At 61.5% G+C, this 23,251-nt stretch carries 22 protein-coding genes; 15 read left to right on the forward strand and 7 right to left on the reverse strand.

The annotated features are described in order from the left end of the window. Position 1 precedes the first annotated feature (1 nt). The 4 genes from AC30D9_RS18890 to gloB all read right to left on the reverse strand — a co-directional run bounded on the left by AC30D9_RS18890 (position 2) and on the right by gloB (position 6,287). Positions 2-1,858 (reverse strand): extracellular solute-binding protein, encoded by a 1,857-nt coding sequence (locus tag AC30D9_RS18890; protein ID WP_490144580.1) that lies wholly within the window; start codon positions 1,856-1,858, stop codon positions 2-4. Then, positions 1,855-3,687, reverse strand: a complete 1,833-nt coding sequence (locus AC30D9_RS18895) for an extracellular solute-binding protein (protein ID WP_134923985.1) — start codon at positions 3,685-3,687, stop codon at positions 1,855-1,857. Before AC30D9_RS18895 ends, AC30D9_RS18890 begins: the two co-directional genes overlap by 4 nt. 293 nt (positions 3,688-3,980) lie before the next feature. After that, positions 3,981-5,420, reverse strand: a complete 1,440-nt coding sequence (locus AC30D9_RS18900) for a transglycosylase SLT domain-containing protein (RefSeq protein WP_490144581.1) — start codon at positions 5,418-5,420, stop codon at positions 3,981-3,983. Between the two features lie 99 nt (positions 5,421-5,519). Further along, positions 5,520-6,287 (reverse strand): hydroxyacylglutathione hydrolase, encoded by a 768-nt coding sequence (gloB, locus tag AC30D9_RS18905; RefSeq protein ID WP_490144582.1) that lies wholly within the window; start codon positions 6,285-6,287, stop codon positions 5,520-5,522. 65 nt (positions 6,288-6,352) lie between these two features. On the opposite strand from gloB, the gene AC30D9_RS18910 reads away from it, so the two are divergent. The 4 genes from AC30D9_RS18910 to AC30D9_RS18925 all read left to right on the forward strand — a co-directional run bounded on the left by AC30D9_RS18910 (position 6,353) and on the right by AC30D9_RS18925 (position 9,536). After that, entirely contained in the window at positions 6,353-7,111 is a 759-nt protein-coding gene (locus AC30D9_RS18910) for a methyltransferase domain-containing protein (RefSeq protein ID WP_109756037.1), read from the forward strand. 88 nt (positions 7,112-7,199) lie between these two features. Beyond that, positions 7,200-7,652 (forward strand): ribonuclease HI, encoded by a 453-nt coding sequence (gene rnhA, locus AC30D9_RS18915; protein ID WP_041024176.1) that lies wholly within the window; start codon positions 7,200-7,202, stop codon positions 7,650-7,652. Between the two features lie 240 nt (positions 7,653-7,892). After that, on the forward strand, positions 7,893-8,654 hold the full coding sequence (dnaQ, locus tag AC30D9_RS18920; protein WP_134923988.1) for a DNA polymerase III subunit epsilon: 762 nt from the start codon (positions 7,893-7,895) through the stop codon (positions 8,652-8,654). A gap of 267 nt (positions 8,655-8,921) precedes the next feature. Next, positions 8,922-9,536, forward strand: a complete 615-nt coding sequence (locus AC30D9_RS18925; RefSeq protein ID WP_116832180.1) for a GNAT family N-acetyltransferase — start codon at positions 8,922-8,924, stop codon at positions 9,534-9,536. Here the strand turns inward: AC30D9_RS18925 and AC30D9_RS18930 are convergent. Both AC30D9_RS18930 and AC30D9_RS18935 read right to left on the reverse strand, forming a co-directional pair. Further along, the gene (locus AC30D9_RS18930) at positions 9,502-10,395 is read right to left on the reverse strand and encodes a LysR family transcriptional regulator (RefSeq protein ID WP_490144583.1); all 894 of its coding nucleotides are present in this window, start codon (positions 10,393-10,395) and stop codon (positions 9,502-9,504) included. The genes AC30D9_RS18925 and AC30D9_RS18930 overlap by 35 nt on opposite strands. 86 nt (positions 10,396-10,481) lie before the next feature. Further along, positions 10,482-10,745, reverse strand: coding sequence for a hypothetical protein (locus AC30D9_RS18935; RefSeq protein ID WP_109756041.1), 264 nt, complete (start codon positions 10,743-10,745; stop codon positions 10,482-10,484). A gap of 184 nt (positions 10,746-10,929) precedes the next feature. Between AC30D9_RS18935 and AC30D9_RS18940 the strand changes: the two genes are divergently transcribed. From AC30D9_RS18940 to AC30D9_RS18950, 3 genes are all read left to right on the forward strand, one after another. Beyond that, the gene (locus AC30D9_RS18940) at positions 10,930-11,487 is read left to right on the forward strand and encodes an NADPH-dependent FMN reductase (RefSeq protein ID WP_134923990.1); all 558 of its coding nucleotides are present in this window, start codon (positions 10,930-10,932) and stop codon (positions 11,485-11,487) included. Between the two features lie 256 nt (positions 11,488-11,743). Beyond that, the gene (locus AC30D9_RS18945; protein ID WP_109756043.1) at positions 11,744-12,094 is read left to right on the forward strand and encodes a metalloregulator ArsR/SmtB family transcription factor; all 351 of its coding nucleotides are present in this window, start codon (positions 11,744-11,746) and stop codon (positions 12,092-12,094) included. A gap of 37 nt (positions 12,095-12,131) precedes the next feature. Next, positions 12,132-13,415 carry an arsenic transporter gene (locus AC30D9_RS18950; protein ID WP_134923991.1) on the forward strand — a complete coding sequence of 428 codons (1,284 nt, stop codon included), beginning with the start codon at positions 12,132-12,134 and terminating at the stop codon, positions 13,413-13,415. A gap of 103 nt (positions 13,416-13,518) precedes the next feature. Here AC30D9_RS18950 and AC30D9_RS18955 read toward each other — a convergent pair whose 3' ends face one another. Beyond that, positions 13,519-14,595, reverse strand: coding sequence for a DUF1853 family protein (locus AC30D9_RS18955; protein WP_373459120.1), 1,077 nt, complete (start codon positions 14,593-14,595; stop codon positions 13,519-13,521). On the opposite strand from AC30D9_RS18955, the gene AC30D9_RS18960 reads away from it, so the two are divergent. The 8 genes from AC30D9_RS18960 (at position 14,587) to pepN (ending at position 23,076) form a co-directional block, all read left to right on the forward strand. Further along, positions 14,587-15,477 (forward strand): NAD(+) kinase, encoded by an 891-nt coding sequence (locus AC30D9_RS18960; RefSeq protein WP_003202709.1) that lies wholly within the window; start codon positions 14,587-14,589, stop codon positions 15,475-15,477. The genes AC30D9_RS18955 and AC30D9_RS18960 overlap by 9 nt on opposite strands. Then, complete coding sequence (locus AC30D9_RS18965) at positions 15,474-16,448, forward strand: metallophosphoesterase (RefSeq protein WP_209022205.1); 975 nt, start codon at positions 15,474-15,476, stop codon at positions 16,446-16,448. Before AC30D9_RS18960 ends, AC30D9_RS18965 begins: the two co-directional genes overlap by 4 nt. 39 nt (positions 16,449-16,487) lie before the next feature. Then, complete coding sequence (locus AC30D9_RS18970; RefSeq protein ID WP_134923994.1) at positions 16,488-17,837, forward strand: ATP-binding protein; 1,350 nt, start codon at positions 16,488-16,490, stop codon at positions 17,835-17,837. Continuing rightward, positions 17,837-18,322, forward strand: coding sequence for a hypothetical protein (locus AC30D9_RS18975; protein ID WP_109756048.1), 486 nt, complete (start codon positions 17,837-17,839; stop codon positions 18,320-18,322). Before AC30D9_RS18970 ends, AC30D9_RS18975 begins: the two co-directional genes overlap by 1 nt. Beyond that, complete coding sequence (locus tag AC30D9_RS18980) at positions 18,322-19,245, forward strand: tetratricopeptide repeat protein (protein ID WP_134923996.1); 924 nt, start codon at positions 18,322-18,324, stop codon at positions 19,243-19,245. Before AC30D9_RS18975 ends, AC30D9_RS18980 begins: the two co-directional genes overlap by 1 nt. Before the next feature lie 72 nt (positions 19,246-19,317). Next, positions 19,318-19,578: a YeaC family protein gene (locus tag AC30D9_RS18985; protein ID WP_134923997.1), complete on the forward strand. Its 261-nt coding sequence runs from the start codon at positions 19,318-19,320 to the stop codon at positions 19,576-19,578. Continuing rightward, positions 19,575-20,405, forward strand: coding sequence for a DUF2797 domain-containing protein (locus AC30D9_RS18990; protein ID WP_307570989.1), 831 nt, complete (start codon positions 19,575-19,577; stop codon positions 20,403-20,405). Before AC30D9_RS18985 ends, AC30D9_RS18990 begins: the two co-directional genes overlap by 4 nt. 13 nt (positions 20,406-20,418) lie before the next feature. Next, a complete protein-coding gene (gene pepN, locus AC30D9_RS18995) occupies positions 20,419-23,076 on the forward strand; it encodes an aminopeptidase N (protein ID WP_490144584.1) in 2,658 nt (885 codons plus the stop codon). The last annotated feature ends 175 nt before the right edge of the window (positions 23,077-23,251 follow it).

Below are 23,251 nucleotides of genomic sequence, written 5' to 3' on the forward strand. Positions count from 1 at the left end.
GTTACTCCACGCTCGCGGGGGCGGCGTTGATCTGTTGTTCCATGACTTGTTTTTCTACTTCGATGGCCGGCTTGGTGTCCGGCTTGACCCACCAGGTCGTGGTACCGATGTCATAGGTCGGCGTGATTTTCGGGTGGCCGATGTGGTTCCAGTAGGCCACGCGCCAGGTCTTGATGTGCCAGTTGGGGATTACGTAGTAACCCCATTGCAAAACCCGGTCCAGTGCTCGGGCGTGGGCCACCAGGCTCTTGCGCGAATCGGCGTTGATCAGTTGTTCCACCAGTTGGTCCACGGCCGGATCCTTCAGGCCCATGGTGTTGCGGCTGCCGGGCTTGTCAGCGGCGGCGGACATCCAGAACTCGCGCTGCTCGTTCCCCGGCGAGCTGGATTGCGGGAAGCTGCCCACCACCAGGTCGAAATCCCTGGAGCGTACGCGATTGATGTACTGGGACACGTCTACCCGACGGATGACCAGTTCGATGCCCAGGTCGCTCAGGTTGCGCTTGAACGGCAGCAGCACCCGCTCGAACTCGGTCTGGGCCAGCAGGAACTCCAGCACCACCGGTTTGCCTTGGGCATCGACCATTTTGTCGTTGACGATGCGCCAGCCGGCTTCTTGCAGCAATTGATAAGCCTTGCGCTGCTGGTCGCGGAGCATCCCGCTGCCGTCGCACACCGAAGGCTGGAAGGCTTCGGTGAAGACCTGCTCGGGAATCTTGCCGCGCAGGGGTTCGAGAATTTTCAACTCGTCTTCGCCGGGCAAGCCGGTGGCGGCCATTTCCGAATTCTCGAAATAGCTGCGGGTACGGGCATAGGCGCCGTTGAACAGTTGCTTGTTGGTCCACTCGAAATCCAGCAACAGGCTCAAGGCCTTGCGCACTCGCACATCCTGGAAGATCGGACGGCGCAGGTTGTAGACGAAGCCCTGCATGCCAGTGGGGTTGCCGTTGGGAATCTGTTCCTTGATCAACCGGCCTTCGGTCACGGCCGGGATGTTGTAGGCATTGGCCCAGTTCTTGGCGGTCATTTCCAGCCAGAAATCGAATTGCCCGGCTTTCAAGGCCTCGACCGCGACGGTGTTGTCACGATAGTAGTCGGTGACCAGCACGTCGAAATTGTAGAAGCCGCGATTGACCGGCAAGTCCTTGCCCCAGTAGTCCTTCACCCGTTCATAGCGGATCGAGCGACCGGCCTTCACTTCAGTGACCTTGTAGGGACCGCTGCCCAGGGGGATCTCCAGGTTGCCCTTGCTGAAGTCGCGCTCGGCCCACCAGTGTTTCGGCAATACCGGCAGTTGGCCGAGGATCAGCGGCAGCTCGCGGTTATTGGTGTGCTTGAATTTGAACAGCACCTTGAGCGGTTCTTCGGCGATGACTTCGGCGACGTCGTTGTAATAGCCGCGAAACATCGGTGCGCCGTCCTTGGTCAGGGTCTGGAAGCTGAAGACCACGTCTTCTGCGCGCACCGAATGGCCGTCGTTGAACCGGGCTTCGGGACGCAGGTAGAAGCGCACCCAGCCATTGTCCGGGGCTTTCTCGATTTTTTCGGCGATCAGGCCATATTCGGTGAACGGTTCGTCCAGGCCCTGCTTGGCCAGGGTGTCGTAGATCAAGCCAATGTCATCGGCGGGCACGCCTTTGCTGATGAACGGGTTGAGGCTGTCGAAGCCACCGAAGCCGCCCTGGCGGAACACGCCGCCCTTGGGTGCGTCCGGGTTGACGTAGTCGAAATGCTTGAAGTCGGCCGGGTACTTCGGTGGCTCGTTGTACAAGGTCACGGCATGCTGCGGCGCGGCACAGGCCAGCCCGGCGAATAACAGGCCGCTGGCCTGCAGGAGCAGGGCGCGAAAAGGCTTCATTGATCTTTCTCCGAAGATTTCAGCCACCATGCGCTCAGGCCAAGGGTGTAGGGCGGCGTGGTGACGAAGGCGAACCGGTTGCGGTACGCCAGGCGATGATAATTGAGATACCAGTTGGGAATGCAGTAATGCTGCCACAGCAGCACACGATCCAGGGCCTTGCCGGCGGCGACCTGTTCGTCGCGGGTCTGGGCGGCGAGCAGCTTTTCCAGCAGATGGTCGACCACCGGGTTGGCGATCCCGGCGTAGTTCTTGCTGCCCTTGACCCCGACCTGGCTGGAGTGGAAGTACTGCCATTGCTCCAGGCCCGGGCTGAGGGTCTGGTTCAAGGTCAGCAGGATCATGTCGAAGTCGAACTGGTCCAGGCGCTGCTTGTACTGGGCGCGGTCCACCGTGCGCAGCCGGGCCTGGATACCGATGCTGGCGAGGTTCTCGACGTAGGGTTGCAGGATGCGCTCAAGGTTCGGGTTCACCAGCAGGATTTCGAAGCTCAGGGGCTGGCCGTCGGCGTTCACCAGGCGCTGGCCGTTGAGGGTCCAGCCGGCCTCCTTCAATAACCCCAGGGCTTTGCGCAGGGTTTCCCGGGGAATGCCGCGCCCGTCGGTCTTGGGCAAGCTGAAGGGTTCGGTGAGCAGTCTGGCCGGCAATTGTTCCCGATACGGCTTGAGCAACAGCCATTCATGGCCCACCGGCAGGCCGGTAGCGGAGAATTCGCTGTTGGGGTAGTAACTGAGGGTGCGCTTGTAGGCGCCGCTGAACAAGGTGCGGTTGGTCCACTCGAAATCGAACATCAGCCCCAGGGCTTCACGCACCTTGACCTCGGCAAACGTGCCGCGTCGAGTGTTCATGAACAGGCCCTGGGTCTGGGTCGGGATCTGGTGGGGAATCTGCGCCTTGATCACGTCGCCGCGCTTGATCGCCGGGAAGTCATAGCCGTTGGCCCAGTTCTTGGCCTGGTGTTCGATGTAGATATCGAACTCGCCGGCCTTGAAGGCTTCGAAGGCGACTTCGCTGTCGCGGTAGAACTCCACGTCCATGCGGTCGACGTTGTACTTGCCGCGATTGACCGGCAGGTCCTTGCCCCAGTAATCCTTGACCCGTTCGAACACCAGTTGGCGGCCTGGCTGTACTTTGGTGATGCGATAAGGTCCGCTGCCCAGGGGCGGTTCGAAGGTCGTCGCCTTGAAGTCGCGGTCTTTCCAGTAATGCTGCGGCAACACCGGCAACTCGCCCAGGCGCAGGATCAGCAACGGGTTGCCCGCGCGCTTGAAGACAAAGCGGATTTTCAGCGGGTTGAGAATGTCGACCCGCAGCACTTCCTGGAGGTTGGTGCGGTATTGCGGATGGCCATCCTTGAGCAGCGTCCTGTAGGAGAACGCCACGTCATAGGCGGTGATCGGCACGCCATCGTGAAACCGTGCTTCGGGTCGCAGGTTGAACACCACCCAACTGCGGTCTTCGCTGTACTCCACCGATTGGGCGATCAGGCCATAGCTGGACGTCGGCTCATCACCGGACGGGGCGTACTGGCCGGTGCCGACCATCAACGGCTCGTTCAGCTCATTGATGCCATATTGCAGGAAGTTGGGCGTGGAAACCGGGCTGCTGCCCTTGAATGTATAGGGGTTGAGCGTATCGAAGGTGCCAAACGCCATGACCCGCAGGACTCCGCCCTTGGGCGCTTGCGGGTTGACCCAGTCGAAGTGGGTGAACCTGGCCGGGTACTTGAGCGTGCCGAACTGCGCATAGCCATGGCTTTCGCTGATGGTTGCGCTGGCGGGGAAGCTCAAGGCCAGGCTGATCAGGAGCAGGAGGAGGGGACGTGTCAAATCTGAGATCCGAACCAGGCGGCTTGGGCTTTTATGGCCTGTACAGTAACAGCTTGTATCGGCAGGAAAAAGGCGGGGTTTAGAAGGGGGGGCAGTCGGCTAAGCGGATACCGGTCGAGCGCAGGACCTTTGGTGAGGGGATTTATCCTCTTTGTGGGAGCTTGACCTGTGGGAGCAAGGCTTGCCCGCGATGAACGATATCGCGGTTCAACTGTTAAACCGCAGTGTGGCCATCGCGGGCAAGCCTTGCTCCCACAGATGAACCCCTCACCACACAAAGCTCCCCGGTCACCTTAGTGCGGGGAGTAGACCGTCAGCATCTGCCCAGGCTTGAGTGCCTTGCCCATCCGCGGGTTCCAGCGCTTGAGGTGCTGCATTTCCACGTTGAAGCGCTTGGCTACCACATACAGCGAGTCGCCTTGCTTGACCTTGTACTGGGTCTGCTTCTTCTGGTCCTTGGTATTGGCGGCTATCACGGTGCTGATGCGCTTGCCGGTGGCCTTGGCATCCTGCATCACCAGGGTCTGGCCGACCTTGAGCTTGTTGCCACTGAGTTTGTTCCAGCGTTGCAGGTCTTTGGTCTGGACGTTGTTGGCCTTGGCGATCTGGGCCAGGTTCTCGCCGCGCTTGACGCGGTAGGTGCGTCTTGCGCCTTCCACCTCGCTGTCGTCGACGTTTTCAAAGACTGGTTTGAGCGAGCGCTGGCTGATCAGCTCTTCCGGGCGCATGGTCGACAGGCTGGCGGTCAGCAACTGGGCCTTGGATGTCGGCACCAGCAGGTGCTGCGGGCCGTCGATGGTGGTGCGCTGCTTGAAGGCCGGGTTGAGCTGGAACAGCTCGTCTTCGTCGATGTTGGCCACTGCCGCGACCTTGGACAGGTCCATGCGCTGGTTGATTTCGACGACCTGGAAGTAAGGTTCGTTGGCGATCGGGTTGAGGTTCACGCCATAGGCATCGGGCGACAGCACAACCTGGGACAGCGCCAGCAGCTTCGGCACATAGGCCTGGGTCTCGCTGGGCAGCGGCAGGTTCCAGTAGTCGGTGGGCAGGCCGAGCTTCTCGTTGCGCTCGATGGCGCGGCTGACCGTGCCTTCGCCGGCGTTGTAGGCCGCCAGCGCCAGCAACCAGTCGCCGTTGAACATGTCATGCAGGCGCGTCAGGTAGTCCATGGCGGCCGTGGTGGAAGCGGTGATATCGCGACGTCCGTCATAGAAACGGGTCTGGCGCAGGTTGAAGTAACGCCCCGTGGACGGGATGAATTGCCAAAGGCCCACTGCGTTGGCCCGGGAATAGGCCATGGGGTTGTAGGCACTCTCGATCACTGGCAGCAGCGCCAGCTCCAGCGGCATGTTGCGCTCTTCGAGGCGTTCGACGATGTAATGGATGTACAGGCTGCCGCGCTCGCCGGCGTTTTCCAGGAAGGAAGGGTTGCTGGCGAACCACAGGCGCTGTTGCTCGATGCGTGGATTGACGCCGGCGGTTTCCTGCAGTTGGAAGCCCTGGCGCATGCGCTCCCAGATGTCCTGGGGGACTTGGGGACTGGGTTTCTCGCTGAGCCATACCGGCTTCTGTTTGGCGCGAGCGGCGATATTCGGCGTGTGGGCCGCGTCTGTCTGCGGCAGCTGGCTCGTGCTCTGGCAGCCCGCCAAAGTGGCGGACACAGCCACCGCGATGGCTTGAGCCAAGCGGGTCAATGTGTCTGACTGGACGGACCTGCGTATAGATGACGACATTGGCTGGAAGTAAGTTCCGGGCAAAAATGTCGGCCGATTCTAGGAAGCGCACCCCAACAGGTCAACCTTTCAGAATTTTTGTATCAATCGATAGCTGCCTTAGAACGTATCTTTCCAAGCCCTCAAGGCAGCAAAAACCTCACTCGGCGTCTGGTTTCGCTGGCCGCTCCGTTCGTCTGCTTTTTGTTTAACGGATGTTTCAGCCGTGCGCAGGAATGGATTGGTGAGCTTTTCCAGGGCCAGGGTCGAGGGCAGCGTCATGATGCCTTCACTGCGTTGCCGGCTGACTTTTTCCAGGCGGGCGGCGATGTCCGGGTTGCCTGGCTCCACTGCGGCGGCGAATTTCAGGTTGCCGAGGGTATATTCATGGGTGCAGTAGACCAGCGTATCTTCAGGCAGGGCGGCGAGGCGACTGAGCGAGTGGTGCATTTGTGCCGGCGTACCTTCGAAGAGCCGGCCGCAACCGGCGGCGAACAGGGTGTCGCCACAGAACAGCAAACCATGGTGGTAGTAGGCGATGTGTCCCAGCGTATGGCCAGGCACGGCGTAGACATCGAAGTCCCAGCCGAGCACGCTGACCGTGTCGTTGTCATTGAGGGCCTGGTCCCGCGCCGGGATGTTTTCGCTGGCCGGGCCATGGACGATGGCATTCGTCGCATTTTTCAGCGCCTGGACGCCGCCGACATGGTCATGGTGATGGTGGGTGACCAGGATGTCGCTCAGGACCCAGCCCGGATGGGCTTCGAGCCAGGCCTGCACTGGCGCGGCGTCACCCGGGTCGACCACGGCGCAGCGCTGGGTGGCGTGATCCTGTAACAACCAGATGTAGTTATCGGTGAATGCGGGCAGGGCACTGATCTGTATCATCGTGGAATTCGCCAAGCGGAAAACAAAGGCGCATCTTAGAACTTCCTGACGCGTTGGAGAATGCAATGACCGATGAAGCGTTCGCTCAGGCTGATCCTGACTGGCTGGCGTTGATCAGCGCCGCCCGTGAATGGCTGTCCGGCCCTGTCGGGCAATTTTTGCTGGAAGAAGAACGGCGCATGCTCGAAGACGAGTTGGGTCGGTTCTTCGGCGGCTACCTGGTGCATTACGGGCCTTCGGCCCAGACCCCGCCGTCGGCACCGCAGGTCCAGCGTAACGTGCGCCTGGGCGCGCCGTTGCCCGGGGTGGAGATCGTCTGCGAGGAGCAGGCCTGGCCCTTGAGCGAACATGCCGCCGACGTCGTGGTCTTGCAGCACGGCCTGGACTTCTGCCTGTCGCCCCATGGCTTGCTGCGTGAAGCCGCCAGCAGCGTGCGTCCCGGTGGCCATCTGTTGATCGTCGGTATCAATCCCTGGAGCAGTTGGGGGTTGCGTCACGTGTTCGCCCACGACGCCTTGCGCCAGGCCCGCTGCATCTCGGCCTCAAGGGTCGGCGACTGGCTCAACCTGCTGGGCTTCGCGCTGGAGAAACGCCGCTTCGGGTGCTATCGTCCGCCGCTTGCCTCGCCCAAGTGGCAGGCGCGCCTGGCCGGCTGGGAGCGCAAGGCCGGTGACTGGCAACTGTCTGGCGGCGGTTTCTATCTATTGGTGGCGCGCAAGATTGCGGTCGGGCTGCGCCCGGTACGCCAGGCGCGTCGCGAGCCGATGGGCAAGCTGATTCCCTTGCCGATGGCCAAGGTCAATCGTCGCCACATCGAGCCGTAGCCTTTTCGATGGTTCTTGCCGGCATTGGGCTGCGGGTGTTGCCGGGCCCGATCGGCGGGTCTTTGCATTTTTTTCTGGATAGATTGGCATGAGCGATAGCGTAGAACTCTTCACTGATGGCGCCTGCAAGGGCAACCCCGGTCCGGGCGGCTGGGGCGCGTTGCTGGTGTGCAAGGGCGTGGAGAAGGAACTCTGGGGTGGCGAAGCCAATACCACCAACAATCGCATGGAGCTGATGGGCGCCATCCGTGGCCTGGAGGAGCTCAAGCGGCCTTGCGACGTGCTGCTGGTGACCGACTCGCAGTACGTCATGAAAGGCATCAACGAGTGGATGGCCAACTGGAAGAAACGCGGCTGGAAGACGGCGGCGAAGGAACCGGTGAAAAACGCCGACCTGTGGAAATTGCTGGATGAGCAGGTCAGCCGGCACAACGTCACCTGGAAATGGGTACGCGGCCACATCGGCCACCACGGCAACGAACGGGCCGACCAGTTGGCCAATCGTGGGGTGGATGAGGTGCGGGGCTACAAGCAGGCCTGATCCGGAACTCGTTAGGGGCTGGACAGGATAGATTTGTGGCGAGGGGATTTATCCCCGCTGGGCTGCGAAGCAGTCCCGAAACCTGACACCGTGGTGTGTCAGGCAGATTGAATAGGGCCGCTACGCGCCCCAGCGGGGATAAATCCCCTCGCCACAAAAAAGCGGTCTGCGGCTAATCCCCCACAAGGGCGTGTTAAGATCCGCGCTTTTGCAAGACTGCCCGTTGAGAGCTGAACACTGATGGCCAACAGATCTGTAGTACTGGATACCGAAACCACCGGCATGCCGGTGACCGATGGTCACCGGATTATTGAAATCGGTTGTGTCGAGCTGATCGGCCGGCGCCTGACCGGTCGTCATTTCCACGTTTACCTGCAACCGGATCGCGAAAGTGATGAAGGCGCCATTGGCGTGCACGGCATCACCAACGAATTCCTGGTAGGCAAGCCGCGTTTCGCCGAAGTGGCCGATGAATTCTTCGAATTCATCCAGGGCGCGCAGTTGATCATCCACAACGCGGCGTTCGACGTTGGGTTCATCAACAACGAATTCGCCCTGATGGGCCAGCACGACCGGGCTGACATTACCCAGCATTGCACCATCCTCGACACCCTGATGATGGCTCGGGAGCGTCACCCGGGGCAGCGCAACAGCCTCGATGCCTTGTGCAAGCGCTACGGCGTCGACAACTCCGGCCGTGAACTTCACGGCGCCTTGCTCGACTCCGAGATCCTGGCCGACGTCTATCTGGCCATGACCGGCGGCCAGACCAGCCTGTCCCTGGCCGGCAACGCCTCGGACGGCAATGGTACCGGCGAAGGCTCCGGCAACCAGGCCACGGAAATCCGCCGTTTGCCCGCTGACCGTCAGCCAGCGCGGATCATCCGTGCCAGCGAAAGCGACCTGGCCGAACATGCCGCGCGTCTGGAAGCCATCGCCAAGTCCGCAGGTGCTCCGGCATTGTGGACGCAGTTGGCCGAGGCGCAGGCCGCGGCGAACTGATGAGCCCCTGTGGGAGCGGGCTTGCTCGCGAAGGTGTCGGTACGCTCGGCGCACATGCAAGCTGACCCACCGCTTTCGCGAGCAAGCCCGCTCCTACTAAAGGATGCCACCGATCAATTATTCATTTCTCGCCACAATCGCCACGACCTTCTAACCTGAGGTAACGGCAAGCTATGGATCCCGCTTGATGTGTGAAGACTTGAAAGGCAAGGGCAATGGATGGCAATGCGCCGTTGGTTGGCTCAAGGAATGAGGACCTTCCCCAGTATGCAACCGGTCATGAATCCCAAGCACCCGGGGTTGTCGGTGCGCGTTGTCGATGATGGCTTCGCCGCCTATATATGGGGCAGTGATTTCAGTTTCGAAGTCAGCGACTACGGTACCGCGCAGATAGGCCGGCCCGTGAGCCAGTGGCCGGTGACGCCCATCGTTCCCTATCGCAAGTGCTACGGCATCGATCCCGAAGAGTTCAGCAGCTTTCGCGATGCCCCGGACAGCGAGATCTTCATGGCCTACCTCGACGATCAGCCCGTGGGGCACATCGTGGTCAGTACCAACTGGAACGGTTTCGCCCACATCGACGAACTGGCGGTGCATGCCCCGGCGCGGCGCCATGGGGTGGCCAAGGCGCTACTCGACGTCGCTCACTTCTGGAGTCGCAAGAAGAAACTGCCGGGAATCATGCTGGAAACCCAGAACAACAACCTGGGCGCCTGCCGGCTCTACGAGCGTTGCGGCTACGTGCTCGGCGGTATCGATCACCTGCGCTATCGTGGCATTGACCGCCATACCGCCGAGGTCGCGCTGTTCTGGTACCGTCTGTTCGACGACCCACTGGGCATGTCGATCAGTGGCCCAGCAACGCCCCGGCTTGTTCCGTAATCCGCTCCAGTAGCGCTTGGAGGGCAGGCGAGGGTGCCGTGCCGTTCAGGCTCAGGGCATAGAGGTTGATCGCAACGGCGGGTGACACCGGACAGACATCCAGGCCGCCGTCCTTGGCGCCCGAGGCGGTGAAAGGGTCGACGATGGCCAGGCCTTCGCCGGCCTCGACCATGGCGCGCATCATCTGATGTGTCTGTACCCGAATCTGGATCACCGGCGCCGGGCGTAGCGCCGCCAGTTTATGCTCGAACGCCGGGCTTAGCGGGTCATGGCCATCGAGCCCTACCAACGACTGGCCTGCCAGGTCCTGTAGCGAAACGTATTTCTGCCGTGGTTGCAGCCAGCCGTGGGGCGCCAGCAATTGCAGTTTGCCCTGGGCGATCATCTGGCAATGGATGTCGGGGTGTTCAGGGTCGTGCAGGCTCAGGCCCAGGTCGCTTTCACGCAATAGCAGGCTGTGGACGATGTCGCGGGTCGGTTGGCTGAGCAGGGTGCAAGGCGCATCCGGATGGCGTCGACGCAGGGCGGCGATGCTCTGGGGCAATAATTGTTGGGCTAGCGGCGGGGTGCAGATGATACGCAGGGGCGGTGCCTGATAATGCTTCAGGCTGCTGGCCAGTCGCTGCACCGGCTCAAGGGTGTCGTACACCCGCGTGATGCCGTCACGCAGCTCAAGGGTTTCCCGGGTGGCCTGCAAGCGCCCGCGTACGCTGGCAAACAGCATGAAGCCCAATTGGGCCTCGGCATCGCGCAGGATCGCCTCGACCTCCGCCACCGGCAGTTGCAGCCATTCGGCCGCCGTACCGAGGTGGCCGGTCTGCAGCAGCGCCTGGATCACTTCGATGTGGCGTAAACGCATGCAAGAAGTCCATGTTCGGCGGGTAAGCCATTGAGTGGCTGAATCCTAACCCAAGTCCGGGCATGACTTCTGCTCATAACAACCGTTTATAAGGCGATTTGCGTTTCAGTGGGCGTTTGAGCTTGCAGCGGCGTTTCCGGCTCGCGCGTCAGTTCGATTTGCGACTGCACCAGCACGAATTTTCCGTCGTCGAGTTTGTTGACGCGATCACCGATCGCCAACTTATAGGTAGTGACAGGCTCCTTGCCATTTCCGTCGGGCGACGGGGTCGATTCCTGGAACTCATGCACCGAATAGACGCGACCTTCGGCGTCCCGCGCATGAAATTGTCCGACAAGTACTGCTGCCATTGCTTAGAACCTCTGGAAATAGATCACTCGATTTGCGGTTCTGTAGACCCCGGTCAAGCGCGGTAAGTTTTCCTACATGAAAAAAATAGTCCAGCCGGCGGGTTTTCGTCTCTCCACTGGTCCAATTGTGATGCCGATCATCTATAACTACAGGCTCCTTTGAGCCGACAGTCGAGAAGTCTCCATGAGTAATGTCTACACAGTGGCCGTTTTAGTGGGCAGCCTGCGCAAGGCATCGATCAACCGCAAGGTCGCCCTGGCGCTGGCTGACCTGGCGCCAGCCAACCTCAAGTTGAACATCGTCGAGATCGGCGAGTTGCCACTTTATAACGAAGACATTGACGTAACGCCGCCGGCAGCCTACACCACATTCCGTCAACAGGTGGGTGCGGCTGATGCTTTGTTGTTCGTTACGCCTGAGTACAACCGCTCAGTGCCGGCACCGTTGAAAAATGCCATCGATGTCGGTTCGCGTCCCTACGGCCAAAGTTGCCTGAGTGGCAAGCCGGGTGCGGTGATCAGTGCTTCGCCGGGTGCCATTGGCGGTTTCGGTGCCAACCATCATTTGCGCCAGTCGCTGGTATTCCTCGACGTTCCCTGCATGCAGCAGCCGGAGGCCTACCTGAGCGGTGCCGGGACGGCGTTTGACGAGGCGGGCAACCTGTCGGAGTCGGTACGGCCTTTCCTGCAAACGTTCATCAATGCCTATGGCAAGTGGGTCGAGCAACACAAGAAGGCCTGATAGCCCGTTACTTCAGGCAAACAAAACACCTGTGGCGAGGGGATTTATCCCCGTTGGGGCGCGAAGCCCCCCCATTTGAATTACTTGACACACCGCAGTGTCAGTTTTGGGGGCTGCTTCGCAGCCCAACGGGGATAAATCCCCTCGCCACAGGTGCGTCTAAACCTCAGGTGCCTCCACAATTTAAAATCCTCGCTTTACTGAATATTCGAATCTCCATATATTCGCCCTTCGCTCATCCAGGCTTTCTGTCGCCATGTCTGATTCCCACAACCCCGTCGATGTCTTCAAGGCCCTGGCCGATGACACTCGTACGCGTATTGCGCTGCTGCTGGCCCGCGAAGGCGAGTTGTGTGTTTGCGAGCTCACCGCCGCGCTGGGCCTGAGTCAGCCGAAGATCTCCCGGCACCTGGCGCAGTTGCGTAGCGCTGGCCTGCTCAGCGATCGGCGCCAAGGGCAATGGGTCTACTACCGTCTGCACCCGCAGTTGCCGTCCTGGGTCAGCACCTTGCTGGAGCAGGCGTTGGCCGCCAACACGGCATGGCTGATGGCCGATGTCGAGCGCTTGGTTGCCATGGTTGATCGTCCGGTGGCGCGTTGCTGCTGATTTCCTCTTTTCAAACCTTCTTTCAAGGCTGTTGCGCATGCTCATCGCGTCGTTGATTTTCCTGCTGACCATTACGCTGGTGATCTGGCAGCCCAGGGGGCTTGGCGTTGGCTGGAGCGCGACGCTCGGCGCGTTGCTGGCCCTGTTGAGCGGGGTGGTGCAGGTCGGTGACATTGCGCTGGTCTGGCAGATCATCTGGAACGCCACCGGTACCTTTGTCGCGCTGATCATCATCAGCCTGCTGCTGGACGAGGCCGGCTTCTTCGCCTGGGCGGCCCTGCATGTGGCCCGTTGGGGGAAGGGCAGTGGGCGCAAGCTGTTTGCGTTCATGGTGCTGCTGGGGGCGCTGGTGTCGGCGCTGTTTGCCAATGACGGAGCGGCGCTGATTCTGACGCCCATCGTGATTTCGATGTTGCTGGCGTTGCGTTTCTCCCCGGCGGCGACCCTGGCGTTCGTGATGGGGGCTGGTTTCATTGCCGACACCGCGAGCCTGCCCTTGGTGGTGTCGAACCTGGTGAACATTGTCTCGGCGGATTTCTTCGGCATCGGTTTCAACCGCTACGCGGCGGTCATGGTGCCGGTGAACCTGGTCAGCGTCGCGGCGAGCCTGGCGATACTGCTGTGGCTGTTTCGTCGCGACATCCCGCGTGACTACGATCCGCATCAACTGGACGATCCAGCGACGGCGATCCACGACAAGGCGACGTTTTATGCCGGTTGGGTGGTGCTGGTGATCCTGCTGTTGGGCTGCTTTGCCTTGGAGCCGCTGGGGATTCCCATCAGCGCGATCTCGGCGGTCTGTGCGGCGTTGCTACTGGCAGTCGCGGCCCGCGGCCACAAGATTTCCACCCGCAAGGCGATGAAGGAAGCACCCTGGCAGATCGTGATTTTCTCCCTCGGTATGTACCTGGTGGTGTATGGCCTGCGCAACGCGGGGCTGACCGGCTACCTGGCGCATTGGCTCGACGGTTTCGCCGAATATGGCGTGTGGGGTGCGGCGATGGGCACGGGCGTGCTGACGGCGTTGCTCTCGTCGGTGATGAACAATTTGCCGACGGTGCTGATCGGCGCCTTGTCCATCGATGCCAGCCAGGCCACCGGCGTAGTGAAGGAGGCGATGATCTACGCCAACGTCATCGGCAGCGACCTGGGCCCGAAAATCACACCGATTGGCAGCCTGGCGACGTTACTGTGGCTGCATGTGCTGGAGCGCAAGAATATCCGGATCGGCTGGGGGTATTACTTCAAGGTCGGGATCGTGCTCACGGTGCCGGTGTTGCTGGTGACGTTGGCGGCGTTGGCTTTGCGGTTGTCACTTTAAACCGTAGCGGCCCCTTCGCGAGCAAGCCCGCTCCCACAGGAGAATGCATTCCAATGTGGGAGCGGGCTTGTTCGCGAAGACGGCTGCCCAGGCACCACAAAACTCACCCATTCCCCGGCACATTCGGCCAAAGATCGGCCACCAGGAATACCCGCTCGGCTTCCTCCCACTCTCCCTCGGCATTTTCAGTCAGGCGCACCATCAACTGCGCCGGTGCCATGGGCTCGAGGGCCGTTCGCCAGGCTTCCAGTTGCGAGGTGTCCCAGGTCTGCTCCGCCGGATAGTGGGCCGGGGCCAGCCAGGCGGCGCGGGGCAGGGGTTGCCAGCGCCCTGGTGGACGTTGGTCGACGAATGCTGGCCAATCACGCTGATGCAGCCAACTGCCCCGTAAATGCCGAGGGTGCGCACCGGTTGGCGGGGCGGCCCGGCCCGGCCAGGGGTAAAGCAGGTAGCCGCCGAGCCAGAGCTCGGAGCGAAACGACTCGAGGCCGGCCGGTTCAATGCCCAAGGTCGCCAAGGCCTCGCGGCTTTCCGGGCGGGCCGAGATTGGCAGTTGGTGTTCGCGCAGATGCGTCAGCTTGCGGTCGAGCCGGTCATGGCAGCCCGGGCCGAGCCATTGTGCGGCGTCCAGCCCGTTGCCCTGCTGAGGCCCGAGGTACAACTTGATGGCCAGCTCCAGGTGGTGGATGCCGTCTCGATCGCGCAGCAGCAGGTCCAGCTCGCCCAGCGTATGGCCTTCGCGCCGGATCGGCAGGTTCGCGGCGATCAATTCGATGCCCGGGGCGTGCTGCACGGCAAACTGCCAGAGCCTTTCGTAATACAGGCCCAGGCGTCGCGTCCGTCCTTGGGACAGGCAGTGCAGCAGTGGGTAGCTGTCGCGGTCCAATTGCCGCAGCCAGTGTTCCAGTCGATGGGGATCCTGCACCCAGTCGCTGCCAGCCAGGGGATGGCGCTGGGGCCAGGGCGTGTCGATGAGCATCGGCGGGGCGACGATCGCCCACGCGAGGTCGCGCACTTCGGGATGGCGCAGGTGGCGGGGCAAGTCCAGCAGTTCAGGGAACAGGATCATTTTGCGAGCATAGCCTGTGGCAAGGCTTAAAGAATTTTGTCTATGGAGCGCTTTCGCCCATAATCGTGGTTTTCGCCCGCCGCAGACCCTCGCAGGAGCCTCATGGAGCAATTTCGCAATATCGGCATCATCGGTCGCCTGGGCAGTTCGCAGGTGTTGGACACCGTTCGCCGTCTCAAACGTTTCCTCCTGGAGCGGCACCTGCATGTGATCCTCGAAGATACCATCGCCGAAGTGTTGCCGGGCCATGGCCTGCAGACCTCGTCGCGCAAGATGCTCGGCGAAGTCTGCGACATGGTGATCGTGGTTGGCGGCGACGGCAGCCTGCTGGGGGCCGCCCGGGCCCTGGCGCGGCACAATATCCCGGTGCTGGGGATCAACCGCGGCAGCCTGGGGTTCCTCACCGATATCCGCCCTGACGAGCTGGAAACCAAGGTCGCCGAAGTGCTGGACGGCCATTACCTGGTGGAAAACCGCTTCCTGCTGCAAGCCGAGGTCCGCCGTCACGCCGAGGCCATCGGCCAGGGCGATGCCCTCAATGATGTGGTGCTGCACCCCGGCAAGTCCACGCGCATGATCGAATTCGAACTGTACATCGATGGTCAGTTCGTCTGCAGCCAGAAGGCCGACGGCCTGATCGTCGCGACCCCGACCGGTTCCACCGCCTACGCGCTTTCCGCCGGCGGGCCGATCATGCATCCCAAGCTCGACGCTATTGTGATCGTGCCCATGTACCCCCATACCTTGTCTGGGCGACCGATTGTGGTCGATGGCAACAGTGAGCTGAAAATCGTCGTGTCCAAGGATATGCAGATCTACCCGCAAGTGTCTTGTGACGGCCAGAACCATTTCACCTGCGCGCCGGGTGACACCATCACCGTCAGCAAGAAAGCGCAGAAGCTGCGCCTGATCCATCCGCTGGATCACAATTACTACGAAGTCTGCCGGACCAAGCTCGGCTGGGGCAGTCGGTTGGGGGGTGGAGGCGACTGATGCTCGATCCTGCGCGAAGTTACGATTTGATCGGTGACGTGCACGGATGCGCCCTGACCCTGGAACACCTGCTGGACCGACTCGGTTACCACAAGCAGGGCGGGGTCTGGCGGCATCCGTCGCGCATGGCCGTGTTCCTGGGGGACATCATCGACCGTGGCCCGCGGATTCGTGAAGCGCTGCACATCGTCCATGACATGGTCGTGGCCGGCCAGGCGCTGTGCATCATGGGCAACCACGAGTTCAACGCCCTGGGTTGGAGCACACCGGCCTTGCCTGGTAGTGGCCAGCGCTATGTGCGCGAGCACACGCCGCGCCACGCCCGCTTGCTCCACGAGACCCTGACCCAGTTCGAGCAGCATCCCGGTGATTGGCATGACTTCCTCGAATGGTTTTATGAACTGCCGCTGTTTGTCGACGCCGGTCGGTTCCGGGTGGTGCATGCCTGTTGGGATGCGGGCCTGATCGAACCGTTGCGTGGGCTGTTCCCGGACGGTTGTGTCGACGAGCATTTCCTCCAGGCCTCGGCGCAACCGGGCAGTTTTGCCTGCACGGTGTTCGATCGTTTGCTGCGCGGCACGGACATGCGCCTGCCCCATGGCCTGACGCTGACCGGTGGCGATGGCCTGACCCGTTCGTTTTTCCGCACCAAGTTCTGGGAAGACAACCCGCAGACCTACGGCGACATCGTGTTCCAGCCCGACGCCTTGCCGGAACCGGTGGCCCGCACGCCGCTGTCGCAAGATGAAAAAAACAACCTGCTGCGCTATGGCGTCCATGAACCCTTGCTGTTCGTCGGCCACTATTGGCGCAGCGGCAAACCCGCGCCGATCCGCCCGAACCTGGCTTGCCTGGATTACAGTGCGGTGCTCTACGGCAAGCTGGTGGCTTATCGCCTGGACCAGGAAACCCGCCTGGATCCGCACAAGTTTGTCTGGGTCGATGTCGAGCGACCGGAGGTGGTGCAATGAGACGGTTTGTCACGCGAACGCATTTTTTGAGGAAGTGCCATGGATGATTCGACGTTCGACCAGCTGGAGGCCGCGCTCCTGGCTGCCCCCGGTAACGTCGCGCTGCTGACACTGTTGCTTGACGCCAGTGTCGAGCGCAGCGAGTACGAGCGCGGGCTTGGGTTGTTGCCTGCGGATCTTGAGCAATGGAGCGATGCCCAGGCCTTGAAAATGGCCGCGGCCAGATTATGTATCGCCGCGGGCCAGGCGCAACGGGCCCTCGGCCTGGTTGAAGGCAACGAGCCTGCCGCGCGGATGCTCAGGGCGCGCGCCTTCGCAGCCCTTGAGCAGATGAAGGAAGCCCAGGTGGAATACCGCGCCGCGGTAGACGCCAACCCGGCCCTGGAAGACATGGCGCTATGGCGTCGCCTGAACGTATCCGTGACCGATTTTTCCGCTGCGCAAGGGCGGCCGCGCCTGCGCGTGATCTCCAATGACAACACCGACCAGACCGAGGTCCGGCGCCTGTTGGTGCCGGAAAAGGAAGCCCTGTCCTTCGATGACATCGGTGGCCTGGACGAGCTGAAGAAAACCATTCACAAGAAAATCATCCTGCCTTACCAGAAGCCCGGCCTGTTCCAGCGCTTTCGCAAGCGGGTCGGCGGGGGCGTGTTGCTCTATGGGCCTCCGGGATGTGGCAAGACCATGCTGGCCCGGGCCACGGCCGGGGAGTGCAAGGCGACGTTCCTCAACGTGGCCATTTCCGATGTCCTGGACATGTACATCGGCGAATCCGAGCGCAAGTTGCACGCGCTGTTCGAACAGGCCCGTGCCCAGGCGCCGGCGGTAATGTTTTTCGATGAAGTCGAGGCCTTGGGTGGCAAGCGTTCCAACACCCGGGACTCGACGTCTTCGAAGCTGGTCAGCCAGTTCCTGTCCGAGATGGACGGTTTTACCAAGGACAACCACGGTGTACTGATCCTCGCCGCGACCAACGTGCCATGGTCGGTGGACTCGGCCTTCAGGCGCCCGGGGCGTTTTGACCGGGTGTTGTTCGTACCGCCACCCGACCGACCGGCCCGGGAAGCGATGCTCAAGTTGATGATGGAAGGTCGTCCGATGGCCGAGGACATCGACTTTGCCTTCCTGGCGAAAAACACCTCGGGCTTTTCCGGTGCGGACCTGGGTGAGTTGGTGGAAACCGCCGCTGACGAAGCGATCGAAGAGTCCATCAGCGGCGCGAGCGAACAACCGATCTGCGACCGGCATTTCAAGCAGGCGCTCAAGGAAGTACGGGCGACCACCCTGGAATGGCTGACCACCGCGCGCAACTACGCGCGCTATGCCAATGAAGGCAACCAGTACGACGAAGTGCTGGCCTTCCTCGACAAACACGGGAAGGGTCGCTGATGGCGCAGTACGGTGGTTATCGCATTGAGGACGAGCCACGTCCGGGCGCCCTGGCCAAGTGGGCCGTCTCGCCTTTCTGGCCGCTGCTGGGGCTGATGCTGGGGGGCGCCTGGCTTGGCCTGCCGTGGTTTGTCTTCAACGCCATCGCGGTGGGCAGCCCGACCCGCGTGCGTGAATGGCTGCTGGCCGGCCTTTGCCTGGTGGGCAGCCTGCTCATCGGTTTGGGGTTGTTGCAACTGGTGGAGGCGGGGTACATCCAAAGCCAGGCGCAGATTCAGTACGCCTTGTTGACTTTGGTGGTGTGGAAGCTTGCCATCGGTTATCTGCTGTTCATGCAGCAGAACGCGACCATCGAGATCTACCAGTACTACGGGGGCGTGCTGAACCGCTTCGGTTTGCCAGTGGTGTTGATTGGCGCGTTCGTGCTCAAGGGCATGGTCATCAAGTGGGTGCCTGCCACTCTCTGGTATCTGGTGGTGAGCTGATGAATACCGATTATCTGCTGCAACTGGCGTATCAACGCTTGCAGGCCGACCATTACGACGGTGCCATCGACGCGCTGCGCCAACTGCTGGCGAGCGATCCGGACTCGGCCGAAGCCCATGCGTTGCTGGCGGTGTGCCTGATCAATCTGCGCCGCGTGCATGCCGCCAGGCGCGAGGTGCAGTTGGCGCTGCTGGCCGATGCACAGTTGCCGCTGGCCCATTACGCTGCCGCCCAGGTTGCCATTGCCCTGCGCAAATTCAAGCTGGCCCAGGAACACTTGACCCAGTTGCTGGATATGGAGCCGCTCAATCCGATCAACTACCGCACGCTGGCCGACCTTTACCAGTTGACCGGCCGCCTGGAACAAAGCCGCGAACCGTTGGAAAAAGCCCTGGAACTGGCCCCCGACGATGCGTCCAACCTGGTGGCCATGGCTCAGTTTTATCGTGCCAGCGGCCAGTGGGGGCAAGCACATCAGTTCGCCCGCCAGGCCTTGCAGGCCGAGCCTGGACATACCGGGGCCGTGGTGGTGCTCGGACACCTGCTATTGCGCGAAGGTGACGTCGAGGGCGCGCGCGAGCATGCCATCTGGGCTTTGCAGGAAAACGCCAATGACCGAGCCGCATTGCACTTGCTGACCGCAGTCAAGGCTCGCAGCAGTCTGTTTCTGGGAACATGGTGGCGATTCAACAGTTGGATGAGCGAGCGCAGCGCCAGTCGCGCCATCGTGGTGTTGTTGCTCATGTTCGTGGTCTATCGGGTGGTGGTCATCACCCTGACGGCCCAGGGTTACCCGCAGGTGGCCCAGGTGATTGATTGGCTATGGCTGGGGTTTGCCGCGTACACCTTTGCCGCGCCACAGATATTCAGGCACTCCCTGGAAAAAGAGCTGGCCCAGGTCAAGCTGTCCAGGGAATTCTAAACCGCGAGTGCCCACACGGCGGTCAGTCGTGCTTTGCCTTGGAACCCGCGACATTATTGGAGATTGCTTAACATGTCGTCTTTTGCAGAAATGATCGAGAACATCACCCCTGACATCTACCAAAGCCTGAAACTGGCGGTGGAAATCGGTAAATGGGCCGATGGCAACAAGCTCACCGCCGAGCAGCGCGAGTTGTCGCTGCAAGCGATGATCGCCTGGGAGATCCAGAACTTGCCTGAAGAAGAGCGTACCGGCTACATGGGCCCGCAGGAGTGCCAGTCGAAGGCGACCACCGTCCCGAATATCCTGTTCAAGTCGGACGCCATCCATTGATCGAGATTGGCCGCGGTGCAATCAGCAAGATGTCGGCGCGCCTTGACGGGTCGACCGTTCAATACGCCTTTCGCCTGGGCGATACCGAGGTGCCGGTCAACCCGTTGATTGGTAGCACGGTACGCCTGGAGTTTCTCGGTGCGATCCACTGCACCCATTGCGGGCGCCGGACCAAGACCAGCTTCAGCCAGGGTTATTGCTACCCTTGCATGACCAAGCTGGCCCAGTGCGACATGTGCATCATGAGCCCCGAACGCTGCCATTTCGAAGCGGGCACCTGCCGCGATCCGGCTTGGGGCGAGCAGTTCTGCATGACCGATCATGTGGTCTACCTGGCCAATTCCTCGGGCGTGAAAGTCGGCATCACCCGCGCCACGCAATTGCCGACCCGTTGGCTCGACCAGGGCGCCAGCCAGGCGCTGCCGATCCTGCGGGTCGCCACCCGTCAGCAATCGGGGTTTGTCGAAGACCTGTTCCGCAGCCAGGTGGCGGACAAAACCAACTGGCGCGCCTTGCTCAAGGGCGACGCTGTGGCGGTGGACCTGCCTGCGATCCGTGACTCGCTGTTCGAAAGCTGCGCCCAGGGATTGCAAGGCTTGCAGGAACGATTTGGCTTACAGGCGATCCAGACCATCGCGGACGTCGAGCCTATCGAGATCCGTTATCCGGTGGAGCAATACCCGGCCAAGATCGTCAGTTTCAACCTGGACAAGAACCCGATCGCCGAAGGCACGCTGCTGGGGATCAAGGGCCAGTACCTGATTTTCGACACCGGCGTGATCAACATTCGTAAATACACGGCCTACCAGCTCGCCGTACATCAGTAGAGGGACTCGACCCATGCGCACCGAACAACCGAAGATGATCTATCTGAAGGACTATCAGGCCCCCGAATACCTGATCGATGAGACGCACCTGACCTTCGAGTTGTTCGAGGACCACAGCCTGGTCCATGCGCAACTGGTGATGCGCCGCAACCCTGAGCGTGGGGCCGGGCTGCCGCCCCTGGTGCTCGATGGCCAGCATCTGGAACTGGTCTCGCTCAAGCTCGACGACGCCGACCTGGGGCAGGGCGAATACCAGTTGGACGACAGTCACCTGACCCTGCAGCCCAAGGCCCAGGCCTTCACGGTCGACACCACCGTCAGGATCCACCCGGAAACCAACACCGCCCTGGAAGGCCTGTACAAATCCGGCAGCATGTTCTGCACCCAGTGCGAGGCCGAAGGTTTCCGCAAGATCACCTATTACCTCGACCGCCCGGACGTGATGAGCAAGTTCACCACCACGGTAGTGGCCGAGCAGCACAGCTATCCGGTGCTGCTGTCCAACGGCAACCCGGTTGCCAGCGGTCCTGGCGAAGACGGCCGCCATTGGGCGACCTGGGAAGACCCGTTCAAGAAGCCTGCCTACCTGTTTGCCCTGGTGGCCGGTGATTTGTGGTGCGTCGAAGACACCTTCACCACCATGAGCGAGCGCACCGTGGCCCTGCGCATCTATGTCGAGCCGGAAAACATCGACAAATGCCAGCACGCCATGACCAGCCTGAAGAAGTCGATGCGCTGGGACGAAGAAGTGTATGGGCGTGAATACGACCTGGACATCTTCATGATCGTTGCGGTCAACGATTTCAACATGGGCGCCATGGAGAACAAGGGCCTCAATATCTTCAACTCCAGCGCCGTGCTGGCCCGCGCCGAGACCGCCACCGATGCCGCGCACCAGCGGGTCGAGGCGATCGTCGCCCATGAATATTTCCACAACTGGTCGGGCAACCGCGTGACCTGCCGCGACTGGTTCCAGCTGTCGCTCAAGGAAGGTTTCACGGTGTTCCGCGATGCCGGGTTCTCGGCCGACATGAATTCCGCCACCGTCAAGCGTATCCAGGACGTGGCTTACCTGCGCACCCACCAGTTCGCCGAGGATGCTGGCCCCATGGCCCACCCGGTGCGGCCGGACAGCTTCATCGAGATCTCCAACTTCTACACCCTGACCGTGTACGAAAAGGGCTCGGAAGTGGTCGGCATGATCCACACCCTGCTGGGGCCTGAGGGCTTCCGCAAGGGCAGCGATCTGTACTTCGAACGCCATGATGGCCAGGCCGTGACCTGCGATGACTTCATCAAGGCCATGGAAGATGCCAACGGCGTCGACCTGAGCCAGTTCAAGCGTTGGTACAGCCAGGCCGGTACGCCACGGCTGGCGGTGAGCGAGTCCTACGACGCCACGGCCAAGACCTACAGCCTGACCTTCAGCCAGAGCTGCCCGCCGACCCCGGACAAGCAGGAAAAACTGCCGTTCGTGATTCCCGTCGAACTGGGGTTGCTGGACAGCAAGGGCACCGAAATACCTTTGCGCCTGGCCGGTGAAGCCGCTGCGAGCGGCACCTCCCGGGTGATCTCGGTGACCGAAGCCGAGCAGACCTTCACCTTTGTCGACATCGCCGAACAACCTTTGCCATCGTTGCTGCGCGGTTTCTCGGCACCGGTGAAACTGAGCTTCCCGTACAACCGCGACCAGCTGATGTTCCTGATGCAGCACGACAGCGACGGTTTCAACCGCTGGGATGCCGGCCAGCAATTGTCGGTGCAGGTGTTGCAAGAACTGATCGCCCAGCATCAGCAGGGCACCAGCCTGTCGTTGGATCCGCGTCTGGTCAGCGCCTTGCGCACGGTGCTGTCGGACGAATCCCTGGATCAGGCCATGGTCGCGGAAATGCTCTCGCTGCCGAGCGAAGCGTATCTGACGGAAATCAGCGAAGTGGCCGATGTCGAGGCGATCCATGCCGCTCGCGAGTTCGCCCGCCAGCAATTGGCCGAGAACCTGTTCGAAGCCTTGTGGTTGCGCTATGAAGCCAACCGCGACCTGTCGAAACGCACGCCATATGTGGCCGAGGCCGAGCATTTCGCCCGTCGCGCATTGCAGAACATCGCATTGTCGTACCTGATGCTTACCGACAAGCCCGAGGTGCTGAGCGCGACCCTGGAGCAGTTCGACACGGCTGACAATATGACTGAGCGCCTCACGGCGCTGGCAGTGCTGGTCAACTCGCCGTTCGAGGCCGAGAAGGCCAAGGCCTTGGAAGTGTTCGCGGAAAACTTCAAGGGCAACCCGCTGGTCATGGACCAATGGTTCAGTGTCCAGGCCGGCAGCCCGCTGCCGGGTGGCCTGGCGCGGGTCAAGGCATTGATGGAGCACCCGGCATTCAACATCAAGAACCCGAACAAGGTGCGGGCGCTGATCGGTGCGTTCGCCGGACAGAACCTGATCAACTTCCACGCCGCCGACGGTTCTGGTTATCGCTTCCTGGCGGACCTGGTGATCCAACTCAACGGTTTCAACCCGCAGATCGCCTCGCGGCAACTGGCCCCGCTGACCCGCTGGCGCAAATACGACAGCGCCCGCCAGGCACTGATGAAAGCCGAGCTGGAACGCATCCTGGCCTCCGGCGCGCTTTCCGCCGATGTGTTCGAGGTGGTGAGCAAGAGCCTGGCGTGACCTTGATGCCGCGGTCTGCCTGGCGGACCGCGGTGCCTTCATCGCGAGCAGGCTCGCTCCCACAGTAGGTCTTCAGTGAACACATATTTTGTGCTCAGCAGAGATCCATTGTGGGAGCGAGCCTGCTCGCGATAGCGCCAGATGCTTCACCGCTATAGCTACTCAGCCATCACCC

The sequence above is a fragment of the Pseudomonas sp. DF11 genome (assembly GCF_058148565.1).